Source organism: Burkholderia sp. PU8-34 (assembly GCF_053427725.1).
In genome coordinates this window covers 522,866-548,486 of record NZ_JBSAXC010000002.1, presented here as the reverse complement: position 1 = coordinate 548,486, position 25,621 = coordinate 522,866, and the positions used below count along the sequence as shown (strand labels likewise).

Here is a 25,621-nt window from a genome sequence, read left to right as displayed (position 1 = left end):
CCGGAGTCGTGTGACCGTCAGCACGTTTCCGCGATGCGGCGCGGCCGCGACATGCTCAAGGCGCGCCGGCGGCCGCCCCGTCGTCCGTCGGCGCCTGCCCGGGGAAGTACTTGTCGAGCAGCGCCTGCGCGATCGCGTCCGTTTCCGCGTCCGGATTGCCCGCAGGGTCGGACGGCCGGAAATGCATCTGGAATGCGGCGAATACACGGCGCGTACGCGCGTCGAGCACGCCGTCCGTCGGCACGTCGTAGCCGTAGCGCGCGAGCTCGAGCTGCAGCTGGCGCACGTCGACGCTCGCGTGCGGATCGCGTCCGGCCAGACGCGCGGCGACCGTCGCGTCGTCCGGCCATGCGCCGACGCCGGCCTGCGCAAGCGCATGCCACGGGAACAGCGGCCCCGGGTCGATCTTGCGTTGCGGCGCGATATCGCTGTGCCCGACGACGCGGGTCGGCGGGATCCGGTAGCGCGCGACGATGTCCTTCGACAGGCGGATCAGCGCGTCGACCTGCTCGGGCGGATACGGCTGCCAGGTGCGCCCCTGCGGCGTGTCGGTCGGGCCGCCGTTGACGTTCTCGATGCCGATCGACGCCGCGTTCAGCTCCGTTGTGCCCTGCCACGAACTGACGCCCGCATGCCACGCGCGCTGCGCTTCCGGAACGAGCTGATAGACGACGGGCTTGCCCGATTCGATGGGCGGCTGCGCCGGCACGAGATAATGCGCGCTGACCGCGTCCCCCGTCAGCGTGCGCAGCGATTGCGCTTCGCCGCTTTCCGTGTAGTGCATCACGAGAAAGCGGATCCGCGAATCGGCGCCCTGCGCGTGACGGCTCGTATCGGCATAGTAGGTGCCCCGCCCGACGAGCGACGGGGACGTGCACGCGGCCAGCAGGCACAGGCCGGCGCATAACGCGCCGCGATGGAAAAGTCTCATCGATCGAAATCCGGACAGGTGGTGCGGCCGTGCCGCCCCGCCATTCTAGCCAGTCTGCCGCGCACGCGGCCTCTCGCAGGCCGCGCCGCGTCGATGCGCACCGCCGTCCGGCGCGGCCGAGCCGGCGCCGGGCCGTTAGAATCGCGTGTGTCATGCACGTCATCCCGCGACAATAAGCGTCCGTTGCAAGGCCCGGCGCCGACGAGAAGACCCATGAACCGATGCGCGTGAGAGCCGCGCCACCGAGAGAACCATAATGGAAAAAATCTGGCTGAAGTCCTATCCCGACGGCGTTCCCGCAACCATCGATCCCGACCGCTACCGTTCGCTTGCGCACCTGCTCGACGAATCGTTCGCGATGTTCGCGGCGCGCAACGCGTATGCGTGCATGGGCCGAACGCTGACCTACGCGGCGCTCGACGCGCATTCGCGCAGCCTCGGCGCGTGGTTTCAGCAACAAGGCCTCGCGAAAGGCGCGCGCATTGCGGTGATGATGCCGAACGTGCTCCAGTATCCGGTCACGGTCGCCGCGGCGCTGCGCGCGGGGTATTCGGTCGTCAACGTGAATCCGCTCTATACGCCGCGCGAGCTCGAGCACCAGCTCCACGATTCGGGCGCCGAAGCGATCGTCGTCCTCGAGAACTTCGCGACGACGCTGCAGCAGGTGATCGACCGGACCTCGGTCAAGCACGTCGCCGTCGCGTCGCTCGGCGACCTGCTCGGCCCGGTCAGGGGCACGGTCGTCAATTTCGTCGCACGCCGCGTGAAGAAGCTCGTGCCGCCGTACCGGCTGCCGGGCGCGACGCCATTCCGCAAGGCGCTCCGCGACGGCGCGCGGCAGCCGTTCCGCCCCGCCGCGCTCGATCACGACGACATCGCCTTTCTTCAATACACCGGCGGCACGACGGGCGTGTCGAAAGGCGCGACGCTCACGCACCGCAACGTGATCGCGAACATCCTGCAGAACGACGCATGGAGCCAGCCGGCGCTACGCCAGGATCCGACGCTCGACGCGCTCGTGACGGTGTGCGCGCTGCCGCTCTATCACATCCTTGCGCTCAACGCGTGCATGCTGATGGGCGCGCGCTGGGGCGCGATGAACCTGCTGATTCCGAACCCGCGCGACGTGGCGGGGTTCGTGAAGGAACTGTCGCACCATCGCGTGAACTTCTTTCCGGGTGTGAACACGCTGTTCAACGCGCTGCTCAACCATCCGGGTTTCGCGAAACTCGATTTCTCCGGGTTGCGGATCACGCTCGGCGGCGGCATGGCCGTGCAGGAAGCCGTCAGCGCGCGGTGGGCGAAGACGACCGGCTGCCCGATCCTCGAAGGCTACGGGCTGTCGGAGACGTCGCCGACGGTCACGCTGAACCCTGCGACGCTCACCGCGTTCACGGGCACGATCGGCCTGCCCGTGCCGTCGACGGAAATCACGATTCTCGGCGAGAACGACGAACCCGTGTCGCAAGGACAGTCCGGTGAGATCGCGGTCCGCGGCCCGCAGGTGATGGCCGGCTACTGGAACCGCCCGGACGAAACGGCGAAGGCGATGACGCGGGACAGCTTCTTCAAGACGGGCGACGTCGGCGTGATGGACGAGCAGGGCTACGTGCGCATCGTCGACCGCAAGAAGGACATGATCCTCGTGTCGGGCTTCAACGTGTATCCGAACGAGATCGAGAGCGTGATCGCGGCCCATCCGGGCGTCGTCGAATGCGCGTGCGTCGGCGTGCCGGACCCGAATTCGGGCGAAGCCGTGAAGCTGTATGTGGTGCGCCGCGACCCCGCGCTCACGACCGACGCGTTGATGGCCTACTGCAAGCAGGAATTCACGGGCTACAAGAAGCCGAAATACATCGAGTTCCGCGACAGCCTGCCGAAATCGAACATCGGCAAGATCCTGCGGCGGGAGTTGCGGGACGAGCACGGGCAGGCGGCGCAGGCGGGTCGGCCTACGCTCGGGACGCGCAGCGGCCAGCCCGGACAACCATGACAAAGGGCGGCGTCGTTGCCGATGCCGCCCTCTTCGGCCTGCCTTCCGGCGGGCTGTGTCGCCGGTGTGCGGAATATTGCCGCACGCCGGTCGATGCGAACACTTCAGGACGTCACGCCTTCACGCGCCGCTGCCGCACCGCCTCATACAGGCATACACCGCTCGCGACCGACACGTTCAGGCTTTCGACGCTGCCAGCCATCGGAATGCTCATCACCTCGTCGCACGTATCGCGCGTGAGCCGGCGCATGCCCTCGCCTTCCGCACCCATCACGAGCGCGACCGGACCGTCGAGCTTCGTTTCGTAAACGGTGGCCGACGCGTCGTCCGACGTGCCGATGATCCACACGCCCGCCTCCTTCAGCTCGCGCAGCGCACGGGCGAGGTTCGTCACCGTGATGTACGGCACCGTGTCGGCGGCGCCGCTCGCCACCTTCGCTGCCGTCGCGTTCAGGCCGACAGCGCGGTCGCGCGGCGCAATGATCGCATGCGCGCCAGCCGCGTCAGCGACGCGCAGGCACGCGCCCAGGTTGTGCGGATCGGTAACGCCATCGAGCACGAGCAGCAGCGCCGGGCCCTGGATGCCGTCGAGCAGCTCGGACAGGTTCTGCGCGAGCGGAATGTCCTCGACGCGCGCGACGACACCCTGGTGGCGCTCGGTGTGCGCGAGCCCCCAGAGACGCGTCTCGTCGGCCGCGATCAGCCGCACGCCCGCTTCCTTCGCGGCGTGCAGGAAATCCTGCATGCGGCGGTCACGGCGCGTCTGGTCGTACAGCACCTCCGCAACCGTCGATGCATCGTGCCGCAAGCGTGCGGTCACCGCATGAAAACCGTAAAGAACCTTCAGACGTGACATGACTGGAACAACCTTTGATCAAACGGGCGGGCGCGCAGGACGCGCGGCCGCCAAACATGGAAACGGAAAGCGCCGCGTTCCCGGCCGATGACCGGCAACGCGGCGTCTGTCGATACGACGGGCGCGGCGCGTCGACGCCGCCCCGATGCTCAATACTTCTTGCGGGCGCGCGCCTTCTTTGCGGCCGGCTTCGCCGACGTGCCCTTTTTCTTCGCCGCGGTGCGCGCCGCACGCGCCTCCTTCACTTCGGCGCTCGGCGCGCTCGCGGCCTTCTTGCGGCGCACGGCCTGCTCGTCAGCCGGCGGCAGCGCGCGCACGCGCGGGCCGCCGCGCTCGACGCCCGGAGCAGCCGGCGCGGCCGCCGGGCGCGGTGCCTTCACCGGCGTATCGCGCACGAGCCGGAAATCGATCTTGCGTGCATCGAGATCGACGCGGCTCACCTGCACGCGCACGCGATCCGACAACCGGTAGCGGATGCCCGTACGTTCGCCGCGCAGCTCGTTCTTGATCTCGTCGTACTGGAAGTAGTCCGAGCCGAGCTCCGTCACGTGCACGAGGCCTTCGATGAACAGCGTGTCGAGCTGCACGAAGATGCCGAACGACGTGACGCCGTTCACCATCCCGCCGTACTCCTCGCCGAGCTTGTCGCGCATGAAGTAGCACTTGAGCCACGCCTCGACGTCGCGCGACGCTTCGTCCGCGCGCCGCTCGTTTGCCGAGCAGTGCAGGCCGAGCTCTTCCCAGATCGCCGTGTTCGTCCGCGAGCGGCTGCGCGCTTCGTCGTCGGCCTGCTGCAGCGCGCGGGCGCGCGGCGACAGCGCAGTGTTCAGCTCGAAGCCGTCCGGCGACTTCGGCACGTATTTCTTGCCGGACAGAATCGCGTAGATCGCGCGGTGCGTGAGCAGGTCCGGATAGCGGCGGATCGGGCTCGTGAAGTGCGCATACGCCTCGTACGCGAGACCGAAGTGGCCGATGTTGTCCGGGCTGTAGACGGCCTGCTGCATCGAGCGCAGCAGCATCGGCTGCAGCATCTGCGCATCGGGCCGGTCACGGATGTGCGCCATCAGTGCTGCATAGTCGCTCGCGTGCGGCTTGTCGCCGCCGCCGAGCGACAGTCCCATCCCGCGCAGAAACGAACGCAGGTTCTCGAGCTTCTCCGGCGTCGGCCCCGCATGCACGCGGTACAGGCCAGGATGCTTGTTGCGCTTCAGGAAGTCGGCCGCGCAGACGTTCGCGGCCAGCATGCATTCCTCGATCAGCTTGTGCGCGTCGTTGCGCTGACGCGGCACGATCTGCTCGATCTTGCCCTGCGCATTGCAGACGATGTACGTCTCGGTCGTGTCGAAGTCGATCGCGCCGCGCTTCTGCCGTGCGGCGAACAGCGCCTTGTAGACGCCGTACAGGTTCTGCAGGTGCGGCAGCAGCTCGGCGCGACGTGCGGCCTCGGGCCCCTTCGTGTTCGAGAGCACCGCCGCGACTTCCGTGTAGGTCAGACGCGCGGCCGAATGGATCACGGCCGGATAGAACTGGTAGGCCTTGATCTCGCCGCGCGCGGTGATCACGATGTCGCACGCGAGCACGCAGCGGTCGACCTGCGGGTTCAGCGAGCACAGCCCGTTCGACAGCTTCTCCGGCAGCATCGGGATCACGCGGCGCGGGAAATAGACCGACGTGCTGCGCTCGAGCGCATCGGCGTCGAGCCCGCTGCCCGGCTGCACGTAATGCGACACATCGGCGATCGCGACGATCAGCCGGAAGCCGTCGCCACGGCCGACCTTGGTCGGCTCGCAATAGACCGCATCGTCGAAGTCGCGCGCGTCCTCGCCGTCGATCGTGACGAGCGGCACGTCTCGCAAGTCGACGCGGAACCGCAAGTCGGCCGGCCGCACCTTGTCGGGCAGCGCGGTTGCGTCGTCGAGCGCCGGCTGGTTGAATTCGTGCGGCACACCATACTTGCGCACCGCGATCTCGATCTCCATGCCCGGATCGTCGATGTCGCCGAGCACCTCGACCACGCGGCCGAGCGGCTGCGAATGACGGCTCGGGAAATCGGTCAGCTCGACGACGACCACCTGGCCGACTTTCGCCTTCTTCGCGTTCTGCGTGATCAGGATGTCGTGGCCGATGCGCTTGTCTTCGGGTGCGACGATCAGCGCGCCGTTCTCGTTCAGCAGCCGGCCGATCACGCGCTTGTTCGCGCGGTCGGTGACTTCGACGACATGCCCTTCCGGCCGGCCGCGGCGATCGTAGCCGACGATCCGCGCGAGCACGCGGTCGTTGTGCATCACCTTCTGCATTTCGCCGTTCGGCAAGAACAGGTCGTCCTGGCCGTCGTCGCGGATCACGAACCCGTAGCCGTCGCGATGGCCCTGCACGCGGCCGGCGACGAAGTTCGAAGGATGGGTCAGCAGGTAATGGCCGCGCTTGTCGAGCCGGATCTGTCCGTCGCGCTCCATCGCGGCGACACGCCGGAAGAACCCCTCGCGCTCCTGACGCTTGATCGACAGCGCTTCGGCGATGTCGTTGGCGGCCAGCGGTGCGTCGCTCGTACGCAGCACGCCGAGAATTTCTTCACGGCTCGGAATGGGGTACGGATATTTGCTCAAGGGCTTGTCGATGGTTGTTCTCGTTGCGTTGATTGATGGTGCACGGCATCAACATAGAGGTGTCCTCCAGACAGTTCTATATTGACGGCGGCGGGTCATTCTATCACCCGCCTGTGTTGCCAAATGCGCGAATGCCGCGTCCGCGCGCCACGGCAGCCGGTTTGCGGCTCATCGCAAAAAAGTGTTGACAGCGATAATTGGGGCGCTATAATTGCATTCTTTCGCGATGCAGCAACAAGCGAAACGTGCCCAGGTGGCGGAATTGGTAGACGCACTAGGTTCAGGTCCTAGCGGTGGCAACATCGTGGAGGTTCGAGTCCTCTCCTGGGCACCATCTGTTTTTAAAAGGCCGGCTTCATGCCGGCCTTTTTCATTTCTAGTCCACGAAGCAAAGCGCCCGCGCGCTTGTGTGGCCGAGCCCTCGCCTCGGCGCCATCCGCATGCAAAACAGGCCGGCTATACGCCGGCCTGCTTCATTTCTGGCGTCCATCGCGGACCGCTGCGTATCGTCGCGAGTCCGCACCAACGCGGTGCATGCTCCGCAGATCGAAATCCGCCCGCCTCTGGGCGCCTCATCACAACATGCGCTTCAGCACGTCGTTCTTCGACATGAAATGGTGCTTGAGCGCCGCCGCCGCGTGGATCGCCACCACTAATGCCAGCGCATAGCAGCCGAACTTGTGGAGTTCGAACCAGTGCTCGGTAACCGGGCCCGCGCTATACGGCGTCTTCATGTACCACGTCCCGAACAACCAGTAGCCGTCCGGCACCATCACGAAACCGCTGAACAGAACGAAGGCCACCAGCGCGTAAATCAACGAGTGCACCAGATGCGCGATCGAGCGCTGCTGCCGGGGAATCGACTCGACATCAGGCGGCGTGCGGCGGAAGAACGACCATACGTAGCGCAGCGGAAACAGCACGATCAGGCAGCTCGCGAGCGACATGTTGAGCGTCGACACGAAACGCCAGAGATCCGGCTGCGTGATGAAATGCAGCGAAAATCCGGCCGCCATCGTGTACAGGATCACGGCCGCGAAGATCCAGTGCAGTGTGCGGGAAAGGCGGTCGTATCGGCCGCCGCCTGATGTTTTGTTCTGCGAATTTGTTTGGGAAGCCACCCGCATGATTCATCCTTTATCGGTTGCCGGTTCATTGTTGCCATGGACAAGTGGATGAAATTATCGAGATTGAATCCCGTGTCGATAACCATTCTCAACGATTTCAAAATACCCGGCGCGGCGTCAGCGCATCTCGATCAGGAACGTCATCACGCCGTCGCCCGAGCCCGCCGTCACACGTTCGCCGTGCTGGTAGTACTGCGCGGTAAACGGCAACGTGGTCGCCCCGACCGTCGCATCGCCGAGGCTGTGCCAGGTATTCATTGTGACCGGCACGTCGTTCTTCAGCACGCGAATGCCGACGCCCTGCGCGGCGTCGTCGCCGAGCAGCTTCAGCACGTCCGTCGTGCCCGGCACCGTCTCGCCGAGCAACTGGATCGACAGCGGCGTCGGCCGCGCCTCGCCGTACGGGCTGCAGGTCAGGTCGATCGCGAAATCGCGCGACGCCTGCGTCGAGCCCGGACCGTCGAAGGCCGACGCCGGCACCGCGCCAAGGGGCACGACGAGATGCTTCGAGGCCGTATTGACGGTACACGCCACGCCCCGCACATAGCTGCTCGTAATGTGCTTGCGCACCACGTAATGGCCGGGATCGCCGCTCACGGGCGACGCCTCGACGATCAGCGCCTGGCCTAGCAGAAAGCCGGGTGTCACCGGTCCGATCTTGACGAGCTCCATGTCGACCACGAACTCGCGCGCCGTGCCGTCGCCCGGATGCGTTCCGAGCACGCCTTCCGTCTTGTTGCCGAGATCCTCGCCGTCGCGCACCATCCGCAGCGCGAGGCCGGGGAGATTGGTCGCCCACAGGTTCATGCCCGGCGCGGGGCCGAACTCGCTCGAATAGTGCAACGTCCGCGCCAGCGGCTCACCCTGGCCGTTCGGCGCACAGGTGATGGTCAACGTGAAGCGGACCGACCGGACGACACCGCCGATTTCGACGCCGTCGGCCACGATCGAACCGAACTCGATCGGATTGAAATCTTCGGGCAGGCTCAGGCACGCGGCAAACGCGGGCGCCGCGCAGAACGTCAGCGCGACGAACGCCGCCCAGCAGCGCAGGCGCGCGGCAAATCGGAATATCGTGGGTTTCATGAACGGGATGAAGTGGGTGAAGAAGCGTCGGCCCGCAGCGCTGGATGCGTGCGCGAGCAGACGACGTCGAGTTCGGGGAAATTGCTGTGCGGCGTCGACTCGCCCATGTTGTACGACAGCGCACAGCGCTCGTCCGGACGCGCGCCCCACCGCACCAACAAGTCGCCGGCCCGGCTGACGCCGGTGACGAAGCCCTGCCCGTTCGGGCCGACCATGCCGACCTCCTTGCCGTCCGTTGTCAGCACGGAAGCACCGAACGGCACCGGCTTGCCCGCATCGTCGGCCATGTCGAGCATCAGGCGGCCCGCCTCGACGTCGAACGGCGCCAGCACGACCGCACCGTATGTCGGCACGACGTGCACGATCGCGTTGCGGATCTCGAGCTGACGATCGAGCTCCAGCGTGTGCAAGGCAATGCGGTTCTGACGGTACGGCGTGACGTTCGGCACGACCGCATAACCCGCGCGGTCGGTGCGCACGCCGGCATGCGCGATCACGCCGACGTCGGCCGCGCCCTCGCTGCGCACCAGCGCGACGGTTTCGCCGAGCGGCTGCGACAGCGTAACGCCGCCGCCGTGCACGATCATGCCGCCCGCCGCACTGACCGAGGTCTGCGAGCCGGTGCGCGCCTGGTTGTGGGTGACCGCGAACTGGCCGGCCGTCGCGCGATAGTTCAGGTTCACCGCGCCGCCCAGGCCGTGCGCCGTGCGATCGGCGTCGACGCCATAGCTCAGGCGATCGTCGTCGAACAACGTGCCGAACACGCCCGCGCGCTGCTCGGTGCCCGCGGTGCCGGCGATCAGCGTCGCACTGCCGTATGCATGCGGTGTCGTCGTGCGCCCGCCGCCGAACGGAATCGACAGGTTCAGCGACACCTGTCGGCTGCTCTCGCCGCGCGCGCGCCGCTCGGCGCTCAGGCTCACGTTGTACGACACGCGCGACACGCTGCCCGAATAGCCGAGCTGGATCAGCCGGTCTTCCCCCGCACCGTCGCGGTAGGCTCGTCGGCTCGCGCTGACGTACAGCGAACCTGCGCGCCCCAGGCTCTGCGACACGCTCAGTTCACTGCGGTTGCGCTTGCCGGCGCGGTCCGCCCATATGTCGACGGAGGTCGCGTAGCGCACCACGACGTCGGACAGGCTTCGATAGCCGCCCGAGTATTGATAATGCGCCGCGCGCAGTTCCGTGCCGGTCGACGCGAACGCCTTCGCGTACATCACGCGCACCGCGCTGCCCGCGCCCGCCTGCCCCGCCTGGTCCCGATAACGGGCGTGCGTCACGTCCACCGACAGTGCGCCGATCTGTGCCAGGTTGCGCGCGACGCCGGCCGCCAGCGCCGCATAGCCGCTGGCGAACGTCAGCCCGCCGTAGATCGTCGTCTCGCCGGGCAAGCCGTAAGCGGCGCTCGCCGACGTGAACCACTGCGGGTGGTCGGAATCGGCGCGCAACCGTCCCGCGGCCGCGCGATACGACCACGCGTTCTGGCGCAGCAGCGTCGGAATGCTCGCCGACGGCTGGACGAAGCTGCGCTTCTGGCCATCCGCTTCGACGATCGTCACCTCGAGATCCGCATGCGACGCGATCGCGTACAGGTCGTCGATCTCGAACGGCCCCGGCGGCACGTAGTTGCTGTAGATCAGAAAGCCGTTCTGGCGGATCTCGACCTTCGCATGGCTTTGCGCGATGCCGCGCACGACGGGCGCATAGCCGCGCTGGCTGTCCGGCTGCATCGTGTCGTCGGACGCGAGCTGCATGCCGCGGAACGCCACGTTGTCGAATACGTTGTCGGACGTGAAGTTGTCGCCGACCGTGACGCGGCTGCGCCAGGCGGGAATGTCGCGCTCGAGATAGGTATTCATGAATTGCGTCTGCAGCCCCGACGCGTTGTGGTTCACCATCGCGCTGCTGCGCAGGCGCCAAGCGCCAAGGTTCAGGCCCGCGCGCACGCTGCCGTACGCTTCCGTCGCCTGCCCCGACGGCCCGTCGTAGCGCCGCTGCGCGGCGTTGAAGCGATAGTCGAAGCGCATCGCGTTGATGCCTTCGTCCCAGCGCGACGGATCGACCGAGCCGCGCGGCACGCGCTTCATCTTCGCCTGCGGGACCGTCAGCGCCAGCGTCTGACGCCCCGGGTCCACCGTGACGGTGGCATCCGGCATCGCGTCGCGCGGATCGACGCACACGAGCGGATCGCCTGCCACACCGTCCTGCGCGACGCGCGGATAGGCCGCGAGGTTCACGCCGAACGCGTCGAGCTGCGCGGCGCTCAGGCACGGGCGCACCGAATTGCCGTGCTCGTCGCGCGCATCGCGCTCGAAGCGGATGTCATGCGTGCCCGACACTTCGCCATTGACCGACACCTCGATCGGGTGCACGCCGGGCAACAGCACGTTCGCTTCGGCGAACACGTCGAGATCCACGTCCTCCTGCGTGTTGCCGAACGCAAGGAACGCAGGATTGAATGCCGTGTTCGCGTGCGCATGCGCGCCCGCGGTCGGCAATCCGAACGCGAAGATCGAGGCGAGCGCGAGCACGCATCGGCGCAGCGGGTCAAGGCATCGTGTCATGAATGGCGGGACGGCGCGCGCTGGATGAGCGCACGCCGCATGAAATCGAAAAAATGGAAAGGTCAAAAAAGCGGCTCGCGGAGCGGCCGCTTGCCGGCCCCGCGACCGCGTTGCGTCAGACGGCGCCGGTCGGCACCGTCACCGTGACGGACGGCGTCACGGCGCCGTAGTCGTTGATCGTGCTGAAGCGCAGCGTGACGGGCTGCGTCGGCACCGCGCTGAAGTTGCGCAGCTTATAAGTCGTCGCCTGCAGCGGCGGCACCATCTCGAGATCGACGTCCTCGGTCGTCCCGGCATTGATGCCGATCGTCGAGAACGTGACGTAATAAGGCGTCGGGTTATTCACCGTCAGCGTCGCGCCGTCGCCCGACGGCGTGATGCGCCAGGTCAGCGCCGCCGGCGCGTCGGCCGCCGAGCCGGTCAGGCCTTGCGGACGATAGAACGCCTTGATTCGCGTCTGGATCGCGATCTGCAGCACGTTCTCCTGCTTCGGCGTGGCCGGAATCTCCTTCACGTTCAGCCACAGCAGCGACTCGCGATCGGACGGCAGCCCGTGCTTGACGGGCATCACGCGCAACAGGTTTTCCTTGCCGGGATCGAGCCGCGACAGCGGCGGCGTGACGAAGAACGGCGCTTTCGCGCCACCCTTCGTCGACCCGCCGTCAATCCAGGCCTGCACGACGTAAGGCTGGCTGTCCGCGTTCTTCACGGGCACGACGGCTTCGCGCCGGTCCTCCTGCAGAATCACGCGCGTCGCCCCCACCACCACGCCCGCAAGCGCGCCGTGGGTCAGGCACAGCCCGACCACACAGGCGAGCGTACGTTGTCCGAATTGAATCGTCATCGGTCGATCCCGTCTGCTTAGCGGTAGTGCAGCGTGAACGATGCAGTGCCGTTCGCCTCGCCTGCCTCGGTCTGGTTCGACGTCGAAACGTAGTTCGCGGCGAAGTTCAGCACGTTGCTGCCCGGCGTCAGCTGGAGCGTCTCGGTCTCGCTGTTGATGCCGATCTGCTTGCCCGATTCGTCCATCAGCTGGATGCCGACGCCTTTCGCGTCGTCCTGGGCGCCGGTGCCGACCGCGAGCAGCGTCGGATCGTCGCCGTTCGACATGCCCTCGAACTGCGCACGCACGCCGCTCAGCTGGTCGTTGCACTCGCTCAACGCGATCTGGAACGGCACGCGACGGCTTTCCTGGCCTGCGGTGGCGAGCTGGTCGATACCGATCGCGCCGAGCGGCACCTGGATATTGCTGTTGTCGATCTTGCAGGTCGTCGCGACGATCTTGCCGTGGAAGTTGACCGTGCCGTCCGCCGCGAGCGCGGAAGTCGAACCGAACGCCGCCAGCAGCGCGGCCAACACAAGAGATTTCTGGTACGTTTTCATCGAGTATCTGGGTAGAAGAATAAGGATTTCCGCTGCCGGTCTCTGACAGCGGAACAACGAACCCGTCGAGTTCGCAGGCATTATTCCGATCCGGCGGTCGCGGCCAAACAAACTTAAAAAGATTCTCAACGCACAGCCGTCAGACGGACGCGACCCGATGCAATGCGACGCCTGCGACGACGCTTTCCGCCCGTCCCGGGCACGCCGACTGACGTGGCGCCGAACATCTGCACATTGTTTACGGAATCCTTATCATCAGATCTGAAGACGCACCACGCGATGACATGACCGTTGATACGAAGCACGCGCGCGAACGCGTTCTAGCGCCGGAATGACCGAGCGTGCCGCGCACAGCCGCGATGGAAGCCGACGGGTGGAAACAGCCGGGTATATCGGAGCGCGAGACGTGCTGTCGCGCCTCACGAAAGCCTCGTGAGAGCACCCCGATTGAATGCCGAACGACGGCCGACGCGGCTCGCCGCGACAGCCTCGCTGAAAAGGGAAATGCGGATGGGGATACGGATCGGCGGCGTCGATCCTGTCAGCCGAAGCGCCTCGCCGCACGGCGGCGGCTCGAAGCGTTGCTCGACGTGCGCGCGCAGCGGCTTGTCGGCCCGCGTGGCGTCACCCGTCGCGCCGGCGCGTAGCCGCCCGGCCGACTGCTCAGGTCCGCTCGAGGCGATACCCGTAGTTGTAGACCGTCGTGATCACGAGCCCGTTCTTCGGCCGCAGACCGAGACTCGCGCGCAACTTGCTCACATAGGTGGCGAGCGTCGCGTCGTACTTGCGGTCGACCACGCCCCAGATCCGCTTGATCATCATGTCCTTCGTCACGATCCGCCCGACGCTCTCGAACAGCATCAGCGCGAGATCGAACTCGCGCTGCGACAGCTCGACCGGCTCGCCGTCCACGGTCGCGGCATGCGAGTTCGTATTGAGCGCGAACTTGCCGACCTCGACGATCTTCGCGCGCTGCGTCTCCGGGTAGTACTTGCGCGCCTGCGCATTCACGCGCGCGACGAGCTCGCGCTCGCGCAGCGGCTTGATCAGATAGTCGTCGGCGCCGGTGTTGAGACCGAACACGATGTCGTTCTCGCCGTCGTGCTGCGTCATCATGATGATCGGCAGCGCGTCGGCGAACGATTCGCGTGCCCATCGCATCACGTCGATCCCCGACTTGCCAGGCACATCCCAGTCGAGCAGCAGCACGTCGACGCGCTGCGTGCGCACCAGTTCGATGAAGCTGTCGCCGTCGTGACGCACCTCGGTGTCGTAGCCCGCCTTGTTGAGCCAGCCGGCCACGACGCCCGCCTGCGTCACCATGTCTTCGAGTATTGCGACAATCATGTTCGATCCAGTCTCAGTATGCCGCCCCGCCCTCGAGCCCGTTCGCCGCGCCGTCGGCCGGAGCGGGCGGCAAGTAAACAAAGGCCCATTCGCTATAGGCGCCGCTGTCGCCGAACGTATCGTACCGCGCAGGGAAGCCCTGGCGCTTCAGCGGCTGCCCCGACGCCTCGCTGAACACGCCCATGATGCCGCCGTCCGGCGCCTTCACGAGCCCCCACTGCGTCGACCCGGTCAGCGGATCGGCATACAGACGCCGCAAGTGGCGCTGCGTCGGCAGCCCGCGGCGATCCTCGAGCAACGCATCGAGCGACTCCGGATAGCGGCTGCCTCCCGCCGCATTGTAGTAGCTTGCGATCGCCGCTCGATACTGGTCGCCGACGAACAGCAACTGCGCCTCGCGATCGCGCTTCTGCACCGTCGTCCAGATTCGCGCGGCCTGCATCAGGCTGAGCCCCAGCGCCGCGACGAGCATCAGCACGCCGAGATAGGCAATGCCGCGCTGCCCGCGCGGGCAGCGGCGTCGGTCGCCACGCCGCCGATTACCACGTCCCATACGCGCTCCCGTCGAGCGCGCGCCCTTTCGCGCCGCTCTTCACGTCCCCGACGCCGCCCGTGTCGCCGGCCTGCGGCTGCCACGAGCCGCGCTTGCCCGTGACCGGGTCGAGCGGGATCTCGCGCAGATAGCGCTGCTGGACCAGCACATCGAGCGAGTCGGGATCCCGGCCGTGATCCGCCCGGTAGTCGTCGATCGACTGGCGCAGCGTGTTCAGGTTGTGACGCAGCACCGTTTCCTTCGCGCGATCGCTCTGCTTCAGGTAGCCGGGCGCGACGAACGCGGTAAGCGCCGCGATGATCGCCATCACGACGAGCAGTTCGATCAGCGTGAAGCCGGCGGCGCGGCGTGCACGCCTACCACTGGTTGTACGGGACGCCATTGATGCCCTCCTTGCGGTTGGTCGAGCGAATGTCGAACACGTCCTCGCCGGACGAGAACGAGTTGGGGTCGCTCGCATAGCTGCGCGTTTCCCAGGTGTCCTCAGGCGCCTTGCCTTCGCATTCGCACATCGGATCGGCGGGAATCTTGCGCAGGAAGTACAGTCGCGCGCCGTCCGGCGATTTCTTGTCCTCGACGCCGTCGACGAGCGCGTACAGGTCGGGCGGATAGCCGCTCGCGTCGACACTGCGCTCGATGCGCCCGTCATCGGCCGCCGCCTTGTACGCGTCGAGCGCCGAACGGATCACCACCAGCGCACGGCGCAGTTCGGCCTCGTCCGCACGGCGCTTGACGAGGTCGGTCAGCGGCAGCGCAACGGTCGCCAGCAACGCGAGCAGCGTCAGCGCTACCATCAGCTCGATCAATGTGAAGCCGCGCGCACGTCGACGGACGCTCATGCGAGGCCCCGCGCACGCGACAGCAGCACCGGTGCGTCGGCATACCGCACCGGCGCCGGTTCGCGCTCGCCCGCGAAGCGCTCGACGAACGCCTGCAGCGTGCCGATCAGCGAGCGTACCGCGGCGGCGATGCGATGTTCGCCGCGTACCTGCGGCTCGGCGAGCGCCGCGCGCGGCGCCACGGCATCGGCCACGGTCACCGGCGCAACGGCACGCACGATGGCAGCCGGTTGCGTCGTCTGCTGCGCCGCGCCGGTATCGCCCGCACGATCCTGCTCGATCTGCATCGCGACGACTTCCGCACGCAGGTCGGCGGCGTTCGCCGGGGTGGCGACGGCCCGCATCATCTCCCCTCGCAGCGCCGCCGCACGGGGCATCGCAACCGGCACGACATGGGCGGCCACGGTCTTGATTGCCGTGGCCGGTTGCCGCCCGGCATCCGCACGCGTACGCATCATCCCGGCGCCGCGCACGCCACGGTCGGCGGCCGGGCTCGTCGCATCGCCCTGCGCGGGCGGCTCGGCGTCCGCGGGGGCTTGCGGATCCGCTTCGGCGTTGGCCGGTTCGGCGTTCGCGCCGTTACCCGCGGGCTTCGACGGCTCGATCGGCGCGTTCAGGTCCGGGCCGTCCGACGACGACACGCGCGCCGGCACGGCGTGCGCGGACTCGAGCGTCAGCGCTTCGGTGGTCACGCGCGACTCGGTGCCCGACAGGAAGGTCGTCACCGCCGACGTCGGCAGGTCGAGATTGCGTTCGATATGCGGCGTGATCAGCAGCACGATCTCCGAGCGCTCGCTGCTGCGGCCGTTCGAGCCGAACAGCCGGCCGAGCACCGGCAAGCCCGACATGCCCGGCAACCCCGCGATGCTTTCGCTTTCATTGCGCTTCACCAGGCCGGCGAGGATCTGCGTTTCGCCGTTCTTCGCGGTCATCAGCGTCTCCGCGTTGCGCGTCCCGAGCGCATAGGCGACGAGCCCGGTCTTCGTGGTTTCCTTCGACAGGATGCTGCTGACCTCCATGTTCACCTTGACGCTCACTTCCTCGTTCAGGCTGATGCGCGGTTCGACTTTCAGCATCAGGCCCACGTCCTGGTAGCTGACCGATTCGGTGACGACGCCGTTCGCGTTGGTGGTCGTGACGATCGGCACGCGCTCGCCGATCTTGATGTTGGCCTTCTCCATGTTGCGCACGCGAATCTTGGGATTCGCGATCGTCTTGGTCTTGCCCTGCTTCTGCAACATGTCGATCGCGAGTGCGAGCCCGCCCGATTCGCTCGATACGCCGACGCGATCGCGATTCAGGCGCAGCAGATCGGCGAGCGTCAGCGCGCCGCCGTCGACGCTGCCCAGCGCGTTGAACTGGACCTTGCCGGGATACTGGACGCCAAGATCGAGGCTGTCGTTCATGTTGACCTCGAGCACCTGCACGTCGAGCGTCACTTCGGATTGCGGAATGTCGAGGCCCATCACGACACGCTCCGCGACCTGGATGGTTTCCGGCGTATCGCGCATGACGACCGCGTTCACGCGTTCGTCCACGTAGACGTCCTTCGGCTTGATCATCTGGCGCAGCGCAGCCATCACCGACTTCGCGTCCGCGTGCGACAGGAAGAACGTGCGAATCGCGAACTCCGTGTAGTTGCGCGCCTTGTCCGGCTGCGACGGGTAGACGAGCAGCGTGTGCTTGTCGAGCACCTTCTTCTCGAGTTGGTTGGTGCGCAGCAGCAGGTTGATCGCGTCCTCGGCGGTCGTGCGCTCTGCGAACAGCGTCGCCGGCTGGCTGGTATCCACGTCGCGGTCGAACACGAAGTTCACGCCGGACACGCGCGAGATCACATCGAGGATATTCGCGAGCGGCTGCTGCCGGAAGTTCAGCGACACCGGCTTGCGCAGCGCGTCAGCCAGTTGCGGGCGCACCGTGCGGCCGGCCTGCGACTGATTCAGCAGCGTGTCGCGCAGGCGCTTCGCGTCCGCATGGTTCGGCTGCTCGGCAAGAATCCGTCGCACGATCTCGAGCGCTTCCTGCGGCTTCTCGCCGCCGATGCGCTGCGCGCGCGCGAGGTCGACCGACATCTGCTGGCGGCGCTTGACCTGCTCGAGCGACTGGCTGGCCTTGAAATTGCCCGGCTCCTCGCGCAGCACGTTGTTCAGGTGGTCGATCGCGGCGGCATGGTTGCCCAGCGCGACCTCGCGGTCGGCTTCCTTCAGCTCCGCGCGTACGTATTCCTGCCGGCTGCCCTCGACGGCGGTGGTGAGTGCGATGTCGTCGGGCGCGGCCTGCTTCTTCTGCTGCAGCGTGCTGAGGCGCTCGGCAGGCGTCGTGCCGGCGGCAGGCGCGGCATTGAACGGGGAACTCGCGCATCCTGTCAGCGCGAGCGCCGAGATCAGGAGCAATAGAATGGCTTTACGTTTCATGATGGTGTTCGGCACATGTTCAAATCGGGGTTCATGGAGTCGGGACGGGCGGCGACAGCTCGACATCGGTGCCGCCACGGGTCACGATCACCGCGCCCTGTTTGCCCAGTTTCTTCAGCCGGTAGCCTTCGGCGATCTCGCCGCCCGGCCGCACCGCGCCGCGCACATCGCAACGCGAATCGCACAGCAGGAAAGTCTTGCCGGCGCTTTCAAGCACGACGATGCGATGGCCGTTCTCGCGCCATTCGCCGGCAATGTCGAACGGCGCCGACGCAACCGGCGGCGCGTCGATCGGCGTGTCGAGCGGCGGCATGTCTGACGCGGGCACCGCGTCGGGCGGCGGCTCGGCGTCGCTCACCGTCTCCGCGCCGAGCGACGCCCAACTCTGCGCCGGAAAGAGGTCGACGATCGGCTCCAGCTCGGCACGTTCGTTCGCCACGCTGCCGCCCGCCATGCAGGCAGCGGCCAGCACGAACGCGGTCGCGATCGGAATCAGGGGCGCGCGCATCATGCATCCGGCCCCAGCAGGCTGACCCGCAGGTCGGCGATCACGTTGGTGCTGTCGATCCGGTCGCGCTCGACCGACATGCCCTCGATGCGCACCATCGGCTGCTCCGCGATCTCGCGAAGCGCTTCGCGCAATCCGACATAGCTGCCGGTCAGCGCGACGCTGATCGTGAGCCGACGCAGCTTGCCCTGCACCTCGATTTCACGGCGATAGGTCGCATGCTTGCGCTCCATGCCGTGCAGGGTCAGGATCTGGAAGATCGAATACGCCTGCTCGGTGCTGCGCAATTGCTGCACTTGCTGCAGCGTCATGCCGCCGTCGCCGGCCTTCTGGCCCGGCTTCGGCAGCGCGGCCAGTTCCTTCGTCCGCGCGTCGCGCTCGGCCTCGAGCTGCTCGGCGCCCGGCTGCAGGTAGCACGCGTGCACGCCGACCAGTGCCACGACGAGCCCCCCTGCCACCAGCCCCGGCATGCCGAGCTTGCGGGCCGCCGCATAGGCGCCCCAGCGCAGCCGCTCGGCGAGCGCGGTCATGTCGATTGATTTCAGGTTCTTCATGGCTGTTCGATGTTCAGGCTGAAATAGAAAATGTTCTTGCCGTCCTCCACTTTCGTGCGGTGCTGCATCAGGCGGACCCTGCGGTCGGGGTGACGGTCCTTCAGGCGGTCGACGAACATGTAGATGTGCGACAGGTGCGCGGCACCGCCTTCGAGGCGCGCCTCGCGGCCGGCCTTGTCGACCGTCAGCAACTTCAGCGCGATCTGCGGCGTCCAGGCTTGTTCGATCCAGTCGACCGCCAACGGCCCTGCGCCATTCACACTCGTGCGCTGCTCGGTGAGCACGCGTGCGATGCGGCGCTCCTCCGGCGTCAGGTTCTTCTGCCGGCGCTGCTCGCGCTCGATCGCGCGCTGGCGCTGGTCGATGCGGCTTTCGATACTGTCGACTTCGTCGCGCAACTGCTCGACGCTCGACCACTCGCTCGCGACGAACGCGCCGGCCAGCAGCGCGCAGCACAGCGCAACGGTCGCCCACGGCGTGACGCGGGTGCGCGGCGCCGCGAAATCCAGTTCGTTCAGGCGTTTCATGCCGGCTCCTCCTGCATGGGCACGGTCCGGTCCTCGTCGTCGAGCAGCGTGACGCCGTCCGCAGCCGCGCTCGGCAGCGTCCCGTCGAGCGCGCTCGCAAAGGCCGCGCCGACCAGCGGCTGTCCGGCCATCAACGCCGCGGCCGCGAACCAGTCGTCGAGACTGCGAGCGCCCGCGCGCGGCAGCGTGACCACGTCGGCCCACTCGCCTGCGCGCCGAAACACGCACGTGACGACGCGCGGCTGCAGCAGCGCGTAGCGGAAGTCGTCGCCGTTCAGGTGCCTTGCATGCGCAGCAAGCGAAGCCGACAGCGCGTCGCGCACGCTGACGAGCCGCCAGCCGGCCGCGCGGCACGTCTCGTCGAGCAACACGAGCAAGCTGTCGCAAGCCGCCACCGCGAGCTGCGCGCGGCCGCGCCGTCCACCCTCGAAGCGAATCCGCAGCGCACCGCGCTGCGCGCGCGCGGCGAACAGCGCGCGCGCGTAACCGTCCCACGCGGCGTCCGACACCAGCCCGTCCTGCCAGGGCAGCACGACGCCATGCGTCCACGGATGCCCCGCGACGACGTGCACGCGGTTCAGCATCGGCAGGCGCGCCTTCGGCAGACCGCCGAGCACCTGCGCCAGCGCTTCGGCGGGCTGGCCGTCGTGCGCGACGACAATCTGCGGCTCGCCCGCGCGTCGTGCGCGCCAGTCGCGGCTCGTCCACACGCGCAGCTGGTCGGCGTCGAGCACCGCGATGACGTTATTCCACAGCGATCGCACGCTGCACCTCCTGGAACGTGGTCAAGCGCGCGCGAATCGCGGCGAGGCCCGCATCGCGCATCGACTGGTAGTCGGCATTGTTCGCGAGCGCCTGCGCACGCTTTTCGATCGAACGCTCGAGCAACGCGGCCTTCATCGCCGCATCGAGCGTCAGCACTTCGGCAAGTCCGATCCGGCCGTGATAGCCGGTGCCTCGGCAGGTTTCGCAACCCGCGCCGGGCGTCACCACGCGCTTCAGATCGTCGAGCGACATGTCGGCCAGGTCCGCGCCGTCGGCCGCCGAGCCGCCGCAGCTTGCGCAGATCCGCCGCACCAGACGTTGCGACACGACGCCGTTCAGCGCCTCGAGAAACGTCGATGGCTCGACGCCCATGTAGATGAAGCGGTCGATCACGCTGAAGCCGTCGTTCGCGTGCACCGTCGACAGCACACGGTGGCCGGTGAGCGCCGATTGCACCGCGATCGACGCGGTTTCCTCGTCGCGGATCTCGCCGACCATCACCGTGTCCGGATCGTGCCGCAGGATCGCGCGCAGCCCGCGCGCGAACGTGAGCCCCTTGCGCTCGTTGACCGGAATCTGCAGCACACCCTTCAGCTCGTATTCGACCGGATCCTCGATCGTGATGATCTTGTCGTCGCCCGTGTTGACTTCCGACAGCACCGCATACAGCGTCGTCGACTTGCCGCTGCCGGTCGGCCCCGTCACGAGCATCAGCCCGTACGGCCGGTGCGCGAGCGCGCGCACGCGCGCGGCCGTCTGCGCGTCGAAGCCAAGCACGTCGAGGCTCACGCTGTCGCCGCGCTGCGACTTGTCGAGCACGCGCATCACCGCGTTCTCGCCATAGGTGCCGGGAATGATGGACACGCGGAAATCGATCTCGCGGCCCTGCATCACGACCTTGAAACGGCCGTCCTGCGGCACGCGCTTTTCCGCGATGTCGAGCGCCGCCAGTACCTTGAGACGCGACAGCGTCTGCGCGGCCGTTTCGAGCCCCGGAATGTGACGGATCGACTGCAGCACGCCGTCGATCCGGTAGCGGATCGACAGGCCGTCCGGTACCGCTTCGAGGTGGATGTCGCTCGCGCGGCTCTGCAACGCGTCGTAGAGAGTCGTGTTGACGAGCCGGATGATCGGGCTTTCGTCCTTCGCGATGCTCGCGAGCGAGATCGATTCGATCGCCTTTGCGAGCGAATCGCCTTGCGCATCGATCGTCACGTCGTCCATCAGCCGCTCGTTCGACTCGACTTCACCGAGCAGCCGCTCGACCTCACCGGGCACGCTCATTGCCATCTGCATCGGCTGTGCGCCGAAACGCGCGAGCAGTTCGTCGCGCACCTGGCGCGCGAACGGGTCGGCCAGGACGACGCAGGCCAGGCCGTCGAGTTCGATCGGCAGCACGCGCCAGGTCAGCGCGTCGTGCAGCGGCAGCAGGTCGAAGCGCGTCGGCGCCGCCCGCAGCGTATCGGCATCGACCGCGCCGACACCGAGGGAGGCAGCCACTTCGGCGAGCACCGCCGCGTCGCCGCACAGCAGGCCGTCGACGTATTGCGCGAAGCCGACGCCGGACGCCTCCGACTCTGACTGCCAGCGTTGAACGATGTGTTCCGTATTCATTGAATTTTCTCCTGTTGGTCAGCGGGATCGCGAAGGCCGGGTCGGCCCGGCTCGCTATCCGACGCTGCCGGCCAATTCGAAGATCGGCATGTAGAGCAGCAGGACCACCGCGCCGACCGTCGCGCCCACCGCCAGCATCAGCACCGGTTCGAACACCTTGCTGAGCATCTCGATCGCGCGGTCGAGCGCGCCGTCATGAAACTGCGCAATGTGCTCGCACATCCCCCCCAGGTCACCGCTCTGTTCGCCGACGCGCAGCAGCCGTTCGGCGACCGACGTCGTCAGCGCATACTCGGCCAGCACGGTGGCGACCGGACGTCCCGCGCGCATTTCGGTCAGCGCCGCTGCCAGCCGCCCGCGGAAATGCTCGGGCAAGACCTTGCCGGACAGCTCCAGCGCGATGATCACCGGCGTGCCGCCCGCGATCAGCAGGCCGACGGTCCGGTAGAACCGCGTGAGCGCGAACAGCGCGCAGATGTCTCGCACTTTCGGCGCGCGCCACATCAGCCGCTGCGCGGCGCGCTTGACGGCCGCCGAGCGGACCGCCAGCCCCGCGCCGATGAACGACGCCGCGACCGCCAGCCCGACCGCCATCCCGTTCTCGCGCAGCAGGGTCGCCCACCAGAGCATCGCCTGCGCGGTCGCCGGCAGCGTGGCCAGCGACTCGAACACCACCGCGAAGCGCGGAATCACGAAGAACGCCATGAACAGCAGGATCGCGATGCCGACGCCGATCACGACGACCGGATAGATCAGCGCGCCGGTGACGCGCTTGCGGACCTGTTCGATTCGCACTTCATACTGTTGATAGCGCTTCAGTACGACCGGTAACTGACCGCTGCCCTCCGACGATTCGATCGTCGCGACGAGCAGCGGCGGGAAAATGGCCGGCTGTTGCGCAAGCGCCTTCGACAACGGCTGCCCCTCGACCATCACCGCGAGAATCCGGTCGATCACATGTTTCGCGTCCTTGCCCGAATCCGCCTTGTCGCGCAACGCTTCGAGCGCCTCGATCAGCACGAGGCCCGCGTCGAGCAACGTCGACAATTCCTGCAGGAACAGCGTCAGCGCAAACTTCGGCGCGCCGCGACGGCGCCCGAAGCCCGCCTCGCGCCGGATCTCGACCACGACCGCGCCCTGCGCCGCGAGCCGTGCGCGCACGTCCGCCTCGCTCGCCCCTTCGACCGTCTGCTGCGAGACCTTGCCGTCGGCGAGCACACGTACCCGAAACGCGTTCATCGCGACTTCCTCCGCCATGCATCAAGTTTCTCGAGGCTCGCGTCGCGATCGCTCGTCAACGCGCGGTACTCTTTCCAGACCTTGGTGGCGTAAGCCTTGCGGGCCGGCGCGCGCTTCGGTGAAGATCCGGCGTTGTAGGCGCCGACCGCGTTCCAGGTGTAGCCGTGCCGATCGATGAAATCGGCGAGAATCGACGCGCCGGTGGCGATCGACGTGCACGGCTCGTCGATCAGCCGCTTGTGCGTCACGCCGACCTTGACGAGACGCGGCAGATGCGTGCTGTTGATCTGCATCAGCCCGATGTCGTAGGTGCCGTTCCGGTTCCAGTTCATCGCGCGCGGATTCATCGACGACTCCACTTTCGCGATCGCGACGAGCAGCAGCGGATCGATGCCATGCTGATCGCCTGCCCAGGTCCAGCAGTCCCTGGCGGCGGCGCCGGATGCGCTGGCGGCGAACAGCGCCACCGCGGCCACCCAGCGACGCAGGCCCTTACATGCCATAAACGAGGTCTGCATCGAGGCCACTCCCGCCAACCCGACCGTCGCGGCCGAGCGACACGATCTCCGCTTCGCCGTCGCGGCCCGGCACGTTCCACTGGTACGCTCGCCCCCAGCCGTCCTTCGGCACTGCCTTCGCGAGATACGGGCCGTTCCAGCCTTCGGCGCCCGGCGGCGCCTTGACCAGTGCGTCGAGCCCTTCGTCGGGCGTCGGATAGCGGCCCATGTCGAGCCGGAATTGCGAGACCGCGTCGCCCAGCGTCTTCATCTGCGCTTCCGTCGACTTGACCTTCGCCTTGTCGACCTGCGAGAAAAGTTTCGGACCCACATAGCCGGCCAGCAGTGCGATGATCAGCAGCACGACCAACAGCTCCAGCAGGGTGAAGCCCTTTTGGCCACGTCGTTTCGTCCACTTCAGATAGTTCGGTTTCACGTCATATGCCCTCGGTAGAGATCCCGGCGCGGCGTCGCGGCCGGAGGCCGTCGTGTTGCAGACGGCAGGTGAATGGCGCTTTCGCGGATGCGTATTCGATTGAAGGAAAGCACCGATCGATGACGTGATTTTCCCGGGGGGCGACCCACGTCACCACTTTCCTCAACGAAATATCAATAACTGTTTCAAGCCGCCGATCTGCAGTCGCCGGCAATAAAAAAGCCGCACGCTTTGCAGCGTGCGGCTCGTTTCACCTGCTCGTCAGGTCGTTACTTGGCGCAGGCACCCAGGTCCTTCCACACCTTGCCGGAGTGGTCCGCACCCGTCGAGGCCGGGTTGCCCGGAACCTCGTTCTGCGTCCACCAGCGCGCCTCGTACGTGCGGCCGTTGTGCTGCACCTTCGCGCCGCCCGTGTAGGCCGTGCCCTGCTTCCATTCGGCCTGGCACTGCGCGCCTTCGCCGCCGCCCGCGTCGCTGGTCAGCTTGAACGTGGTGGTTTCCTGCTTCAGCGTGCCGCCTTCGATCTGCGACGTCGCCACGGCCGTGTGCTTGCCTGCCTTCGCGTTCGCGATGTCGACGTTCACGTCGCCCTGCATGCGCATCGTCGCCGACTTCGAGCCGACCAGCGAGTTCGACGCGTCGTAGACCTTCACGGTGACGTTCGTGTCCTTCGCGTGATTGAACTTCAGGAAGAACTTCGCGGTCGCCTTGCCGTTCTGGATCTTGAACTCGCCGTTGTTCGAGATGCTGAAGCCTTCGTCGATGCCGTCCGGCTGGTGATCGATCGTCGTCTCGGTGCGCACGATGCCGCTGCCCTTCTTCGAGAACACGTCGTTCTTGCCGAGCGAAGGCTCGATGCGGCCTTCGCGCTCGACACCGGCCATCAGGTTAGCCGACTGCACGCGGTTGATTTCCTTCGCGAGCAGCATCGGCCACATGTTGCGTTCACCCTGCTGCGCGGAGCCGATCGTCACCGTGGTCTTCATCGCCGGCACTTCGCCGGTCGACTTGAACACGCGGTTCGTGACCTTGTCGCCAGCCTTCAGGTCCATGATCGGCGCGATGCTGCCGACGTTCGACCACGCGGGCTTGCCCGGATCGGTTGCGCCGCCGCCGTCGTCGGTGATGTTCAGGTCAGCGACGTTGTAGAACATGCCGGCCGTATCGCCGACGTGCCACGTCGTCAGCATCACGTGATGGCCCTTCTTGTCCGACGGAATCGTGCAGTTGTGCGGGCCGATCTCGTCGGCTTTCTTCATCCCGCCGTCGATCGTGCAGAACGGCGTCAGATCGAACTGGTCGCGCGTGAGCTTCGCGTTCGGATTCCAACCCTGCTTCGTCAGGTAGTACTTGAATTCCTTCGTCACGTGCGCCGCGGTGAACGTCCACTTGAACTTCTGCGCGCCCGGCTTGATGGTGTTGAGCTTCCAGCGATCGACGGACTGTTCGTTGAGTTCGCTGAACTGCGTGACGCCACCGCTCGCGATCTCGCCGTCCTTCGGGCCGGCGGCCGGGAAGCCTTGCTTGCCTTCGATACTTTGCGGTTCATAGGCGACCGAACCGCAATTGAAGTTTTCGATCTTGCCCCCCTTCGCGCTGCACAGCAGGCCGCGCGACGGCGGCTCGGACAGGTAGCCATGCGCGAATGCTGCCTGGGCGAAGAACATCGACGCGCAGGCCACGAGCGGCGACAGGGCAAAGAGGGTCTTTTTCGCAGTTCGGGTTCTCATCTGATTCCGTTTGGTTGAAAGTTGATCGGGGTTTGCTTCGTTCGACGAATCG

General features: G+C 66.8%; 23 protein-coding genes and 1 tRNA gene. 2 read left to right on the top strand and 22 right to left on the bottom strand.

Annotation, left to right across the window (positions count from 1 at the left end; all coding sequences use genetic code 11):
• Positions 1-55: 55 nt before the first annotated feature.
• The gene (locus tag ACV22Z_RS07125; protein ID WP_448075607.1) at positions 56-931 is read right to left on the bottom strand and encodes an N-acetylmuramoyl-L-alanine amidase; all 876 of its coding nucleotides are present in this window, start codon (positions 929-931) and stop codon (positions 56-58) included.
• A 256-nt stretch (positions 932-1,187) separates the two neighbouring features.
• Between ACV22Z_RS07125 and ACV22Z_RS07120 the strand changes: the two genes are divergently transcribed.
• Entirely contained in the window at positions 1,188-2,924 is a 1,737-nt protein-coding gene (locus ACV22Z_RS07120; protein WP_448075606.1) for a long-chain-fatty-acid--CoA ligase, read from the top strand.
• Between the two features lie 112 nt (positions 2,925-3,036).
• On the opposite strand, the gene rlmB is transcribed toward ACV22Z_RS07120, so the two are convergent.
• Positions 3,037-3,780 (bottom strand): 23S rRNA (guanosine(2251)-2'-O)-methyltransferase RlmB, encoded by a 744-nt coding sequence (rlmB, locus tag ACV22Z_RS07115; protein ID WP_448075605.1) that lies wholly within the window; start codon positions 3,778-3,780, stop codon positions 3,037-3,039.
• Between the two features lie 149 nt (positions 3,781-3,929).
• Positions 3,930-6,386: a ribonuclease R gene (gene rnr, locus ACV22Z_RS07110; protein WP_448075604.1), complete on the bottom strand. Its 2,457-nt coding sequence runs from the start codon at positions 6,384-6,386 to the stop codon at positions 3,930-3,932.
• A 247-nt stretch (positions 6,387-6,633) separates the two neighbouring features.
• On the opposite strand from rnr, the gene ACV22Z_RS07105 reads away from it, so the two are divergent.
• A tRNA-Leu gene (locus tag ACV22Z_RS07105) sits at positions 6,634-6,720 on the top strand.
• A gap of 241 nt (positions 6,721-6,961) precedes the next feature.
• On the opposite strand, the gene ACV22Z_RS07100 is transcribed toward ACV22Z_RS07105, so the two are convergent.
• From ACV22Z_RS07100 to gbpA, 19 genes are all read right to left on the bottom strand, one after another.
• Positions 6,962-7,513, bottom strand: a complete 552-nt coding sequence (locus tag ACV22Z_RS07100; RefSeq protein ID WP_448075603.1) for a cytochrome b — start codon at positions 7,511-7,513, stop codon at positions 6,962-6,964.
• Between the two features lie 117 nt (positions 7,514-7,630).
• A complete protein-coding gene (locus ACV22Z_RS07095) occupies positions 7,631-8,599 on the bottom strand; it encodes a fimbrial protein (RefSeq protein ID WP_448075602.1) in 969 nt (322 codons plus the stop codon).
• A complete protein-coding gene (locus tag ACV22Z_RS07090) occupies positions 8,596-11,163 on the bottom strand; it encodes a fimbria/pilus outer membrane usher protein (protein WP_448075601.1) in 2,568 nt (855 codons plus the stop codon). Before ACV22Z_RS07090 ends, ACV22Z_RS07095 begins: the two co-directional genes overlap by 4 nt.
• Before the next feature lie 115 nt (positions 11,164-11,278).
• Positions 11,279-12,007, bottom strand: a complete 729-nt coding sequence (locus ACV22Z_RS07085) for a fimbrial biogenesis chaperone (protein ID WP_448075600.1) — start codon at positions 12,005-12,007, stop codon at positions 11,279-11,281.
• 17 nt (positions 12,008-12,024) lie between these two features.
• Positions 12,025-12,546, bottom strand: coding sequence for a fimbrial protein (locus ACV22Z_RS07080; protein WP_448075599.1), 522 nt, complete (start codon positions 12,544-12,546; stop codon positions 12,025-12,027).
• A gap of 663 nt (positions 12,547-13,209) precedes the next feature.
• Positions 13,210-13,893: a response regulator transcription factor gene (locus ACV22Z_RS07075; protein WP_448075598.1), complete on the bottom strand. Its 684-nt coding sequence runs from the start codon at positions 13,891-13,893 to the stop codon at positions 13,210-13,212.
• 13 nt (positions 13,894-13,906) lie between these two features.
• Positions 13,907-14,446, bottom strand: coding sequence for a type II secretion system protein (locus tag ACV22Z_RS07070; protein ID WP_448075597.1), 540 nt, complete (start codon positions 14,444-14,446; stop codon positions 13,907-13,909).
• Positions 14,433-14,828 (bottom strand): type II secretion system protein, encoded by a 396-nt coding sequence (locus ACV22Z_RS07065; RefSeq protein WP_448075596.1) that lies wholly within the window; start codon positions 14,826-14,828, stop codon positions 14,433-14,435. The genes ACV22Z_RS07070 and ACV22Z_RS07065 overlap by 14 nt, the downstream gene beginning before the upstream one ends.
• Positions 14,803-15,285, bottom strand: coding sequence for a type II secretion system protein (locus tag ACV22Z_RS07060; RefSeq protein ID WP_448075595.1), 483 nt, complete (start codon positions 15,283-15,285; stop codon positions 14,803-14,805). The genes ACV22Z_RS07065 and ACV22Z_RS07060 overlap by 26 nt, the downstream gene beginning before the upstream one ends.
• Positions 15,282-17,699 carry a secretin N-terminal domain-containing protein gene (locus ACV22Z_RS07055; protein WP_448075594.1) on the bottom strand — a complete coding sequence of 806 codons (2,418 nt, stop codon included), beginning with the start codon at positions 17,697-17,699 and terminating at the stop codon, positions 15,282-15,284. Before ACV22Z_RS07055 ends, ACV22Z_RS07060 begins: the two co-directional genes overlap by 4 nt.
• Positions 17,700-17,730: 31 nt before the next feature.
• Positions 17,731-18,210, bottom strand: a complete 480-nt coding sequence (locus ACV22Z_RS07050; protein WP_448075593.1) for a hypothetical protein — start codon at positions 18,208-18,210, stop codon at positions 17,731-17,733.
• Positions 18,207-18,761, bottom strand: coding sequence for a hypothetical protein (locus tag ACV22Z_RS07045; RefSeq protein WP_448075592.1), 555 nt, complete (start codon positions 18,759-18,761; stop codon positions 18,207-18,209). Before ACV22Z_RS07045 ends, ACV22Z_RS07050 begins: the two co-directional genes overlap by 4 nt.
• Positions 18,758-19,288 carry a hypothetical protein gene (locus ACV22Z_RS07040; protein ID WP_448075591.1) on the bottom strand — a complete coding sequence of 177 codons (531 nt, stop codon included), beginning with the start codon at positions 19,286-19,288 and terminating at the stop codon, positions 18,758-18,760. Before ACV22Z_RS07040 ends, ACV22Z_RS07045 begins: the two co-directional genes overlap by 4 nt.
• Positions 19,285-20,052 carry a hypothetical protein gene (locus ACV22Z_RS07035; protein WP_448075590.1) on the bottom strand — a complete coding sequence of 256 codons (768 nt, stop codon included), beginning with the start codon at positions 20,050-20,052 and terminating at the stop codon, positions 19,285-19,287. Before ACV22Z_RS07035 ends, ACV22Z_RS07040 begins: the two co-directional genes overlap by 4 nt.
• Positions 20,033-21,667, bottom strand: coding sequence for a GspE/PulE family protein (locus ACV22Z_RS07030; protein ID WP_448075589.1), 1,635 nt, complete (start codon positions 21,665-21,667; stop codon positions 20,033-20,035). Before ACV22Z_RS07030 ends, ACV22Z_RS07035 begins: the two co-directional genes overlap by 20 nt.
• A gap of 54 nt (positions 21,668-21,721) precedes the next feature.
• Positions 21,722-22,906: a type II secretion system F family protein gene (locus tag ACV22Z_RS07025; protein WP_448075588.1), complete on the bottom strand. Its 1,185-nt coding sequence runs from the start codon at positions 22,904-22,906 to the stop codon at positions 21,722-21,724.
• The gene (locus ACV22Z_RS07020; RefSeq protein WP_448075827.1) at positions 22,903-23,424 is read right to left on the bottom strand and encodes a lytic transglycosylase domain-containing protein; all 522 of its coding nucleotides are present in this window, start codon (positions 23,422-23,424) and stop codon (positions 22,903-22,905) included. Before ACV22Z_RS07020 ends, ACV22Z_RS07025 begins: the two co-directional genes overlap by 4 nt.
• A complete protein-coding gene (gspG, locus tag ACV22Z_RS07015; RefSeq protein ID WP_448075587.1) occupies positions 23,399-23,839 on the bottom strand; it encodes a type II secretion system major pseudopilin GspG in 441 nt (146 codons plus the stop codon). The genes ACV22Z_RS07020 and gspG overlap by 26 nt, the downstream gene beginning before the upstream one ends.
• A 269-nt stretch (positions 23,840-24,108) precedes the next feature.
• The gene (gene gbpA, locus ACV22Z_RS07010) at positions 24,109-25,569 is read right to left on the bottom strand and encodes an N-acetylglucosamine-binding protein GbpA (RefSeq protein WP_448075586.1); all 1,461 of its coding nucleotides are present in this window, start codon (positions 25,567-25,569) and stop codon (positions 24,109-24,111) included.
• Positions 25,570-25,621: the final 52 nt, after the last annotated feature.

Bases quoted from the DNA above. Each gene is read 5' to 3' on its own strand.
- ACV22Z_RS07125 (WP_448075607.1), bottom strand. From the start codon at position 931: ATGAGACTTTTCCATCGCGGCGCGTTATGCGCCGGCCTGTGCCTGCTG.
- ACV22Z_RS07120 (WP_448075606.1), top strand. From the start codon at position 1,188: ATGGAAAAAATCTGGCTGAAGTCCTATCCCGACGGCGTTCCCGCAACC.
- rlmB (WP_448075605.1), bottom strand. From the start codon at position 3,780: ATGTCACGTCTGAAGGTTCTTTACGGTTTTCATGCGGTGACCGCACGC.
- ACV22Z_RS07100 (WP_448075603.1), bottom strand. From the start codon at position 7,513: ATGCGGGTGGCTTCCCAAACAAATTCGCAGAACAAAACATCAGGCGGC.
- ACV22Z_RS07095 (WP_448075602.1), bottom strand. From the start codon at position 8,599: ATGAAACCCACGATATTCCGATTTGCCGCGCGCCTGCGCTGCTGGGCG.
- ACV22Z_RS07090 (WP_448075601.1), bottom strand. From the start codon at position 11,163: ATGACACGATGCCTTGACCCGCTGCGCCGATGCGTGCTCGCGCTCGCC.
- ACV22Z_RS07085 (WP_448075600.1), bottom strand. From the start codon at position 12,007: ATGACGATTCAATTCGGACAACGTACGCTCGCCTGTGTGGTCGGGCTG.
- ACV22Z_RS07080 (WP_448075599.1), bottom strand. From the start codon at position 12,546: ATGAAAACGTACCAGAAATCTCTTGTGTTGGCCGCGCTGCTGGCGGCG.
- ACV22Z_RS07075 (WP_448075598.1), bottom strand. From the start codon at position 13,893: ATGATTGTCGCAATACTCGAAGACATGGTGACGCAGGCGGGCGTCGTG.
- ACV22Z_RS07070 (WP_448075597.1), bottom strand. From the start codon at position 14,446: ATGGGACGTGGTAATCGGCGGCGTGGCGACCGACGCCGCTGCCCGCGC.
- ACV22Z_RS07065 (WP_448075596.1), bottom strand. From the start codon at position 14,828: ATGGCGTCCCGTACAACCAGTGGTAGGCGTGCACGCCGCGCCGCCGGC.
- ACV22Z_RS07060 (WP_448075595.1), bottom strand. From the start codon at position 15,285: ATGAGCGTCCGTCGACGTGCGCGCGGCTTCACATTGATCGAGCTGATG.
- ACV22Z_RS07055 (WP_448075594.1), bottom strand. From the start codon at position 17,699: ATGAAACGTAAAGCCATTCTATTGCTCCTGATCTCGGCGCTCGCGCTG.
- ACV22Z_RS07050 (WP_448075593.1), bottom strand. From the start codon at position 18,210: ATGATGCGCGCGCCCCTGATTCCGATCGCGACCGCGTTCGTGCTGGCC.
- ACV22Z_RS07045 (WP_448075592.1), bottom strand. From the start codon at position 18,761: ATGAAGAACCTGAAATCAATCGACATGACCGCGCTCGCCGAGCGGCTG.
- ACV22Z_RS07040 (WP_448075591.1), bottom strand. From the start codon at position 19,288: ATGAAACGCCTGAACGAACTGGATTTCGCGGCGCCGCGCACCCGCGTC.
- ACV22Z_RS07030 (WP_448075589.1), bottom strand. From the start codon at position 21,667: ATGAATACGGAACACATCGTTCAACGCTGGCAGTCAGAGTCGGAGGCG.
- ACV22Z_RS07025 (WP_448075588.1), bottom strand. From the start codon at position 22,906: ATGAACGCGTTTCGGGTACGTGTGCTCGCCGACGGCAAGGTCTCGCAG.
- ACV22Z_RS07020 (WP_448075827.1), bottom strand. From the start codon at position 23,424: ATGCAGACCTCGTTTATGGCATGTAAGGGCCTGCGTCGCTGGGTGGCC.
- gbpA (WP_448075586.1), bottom strand. From the start codon at position 25,569: ATGAGAACCCGAACTGCGAAAAAGACCCTCTTTGCCCTGTCGCCGCTC.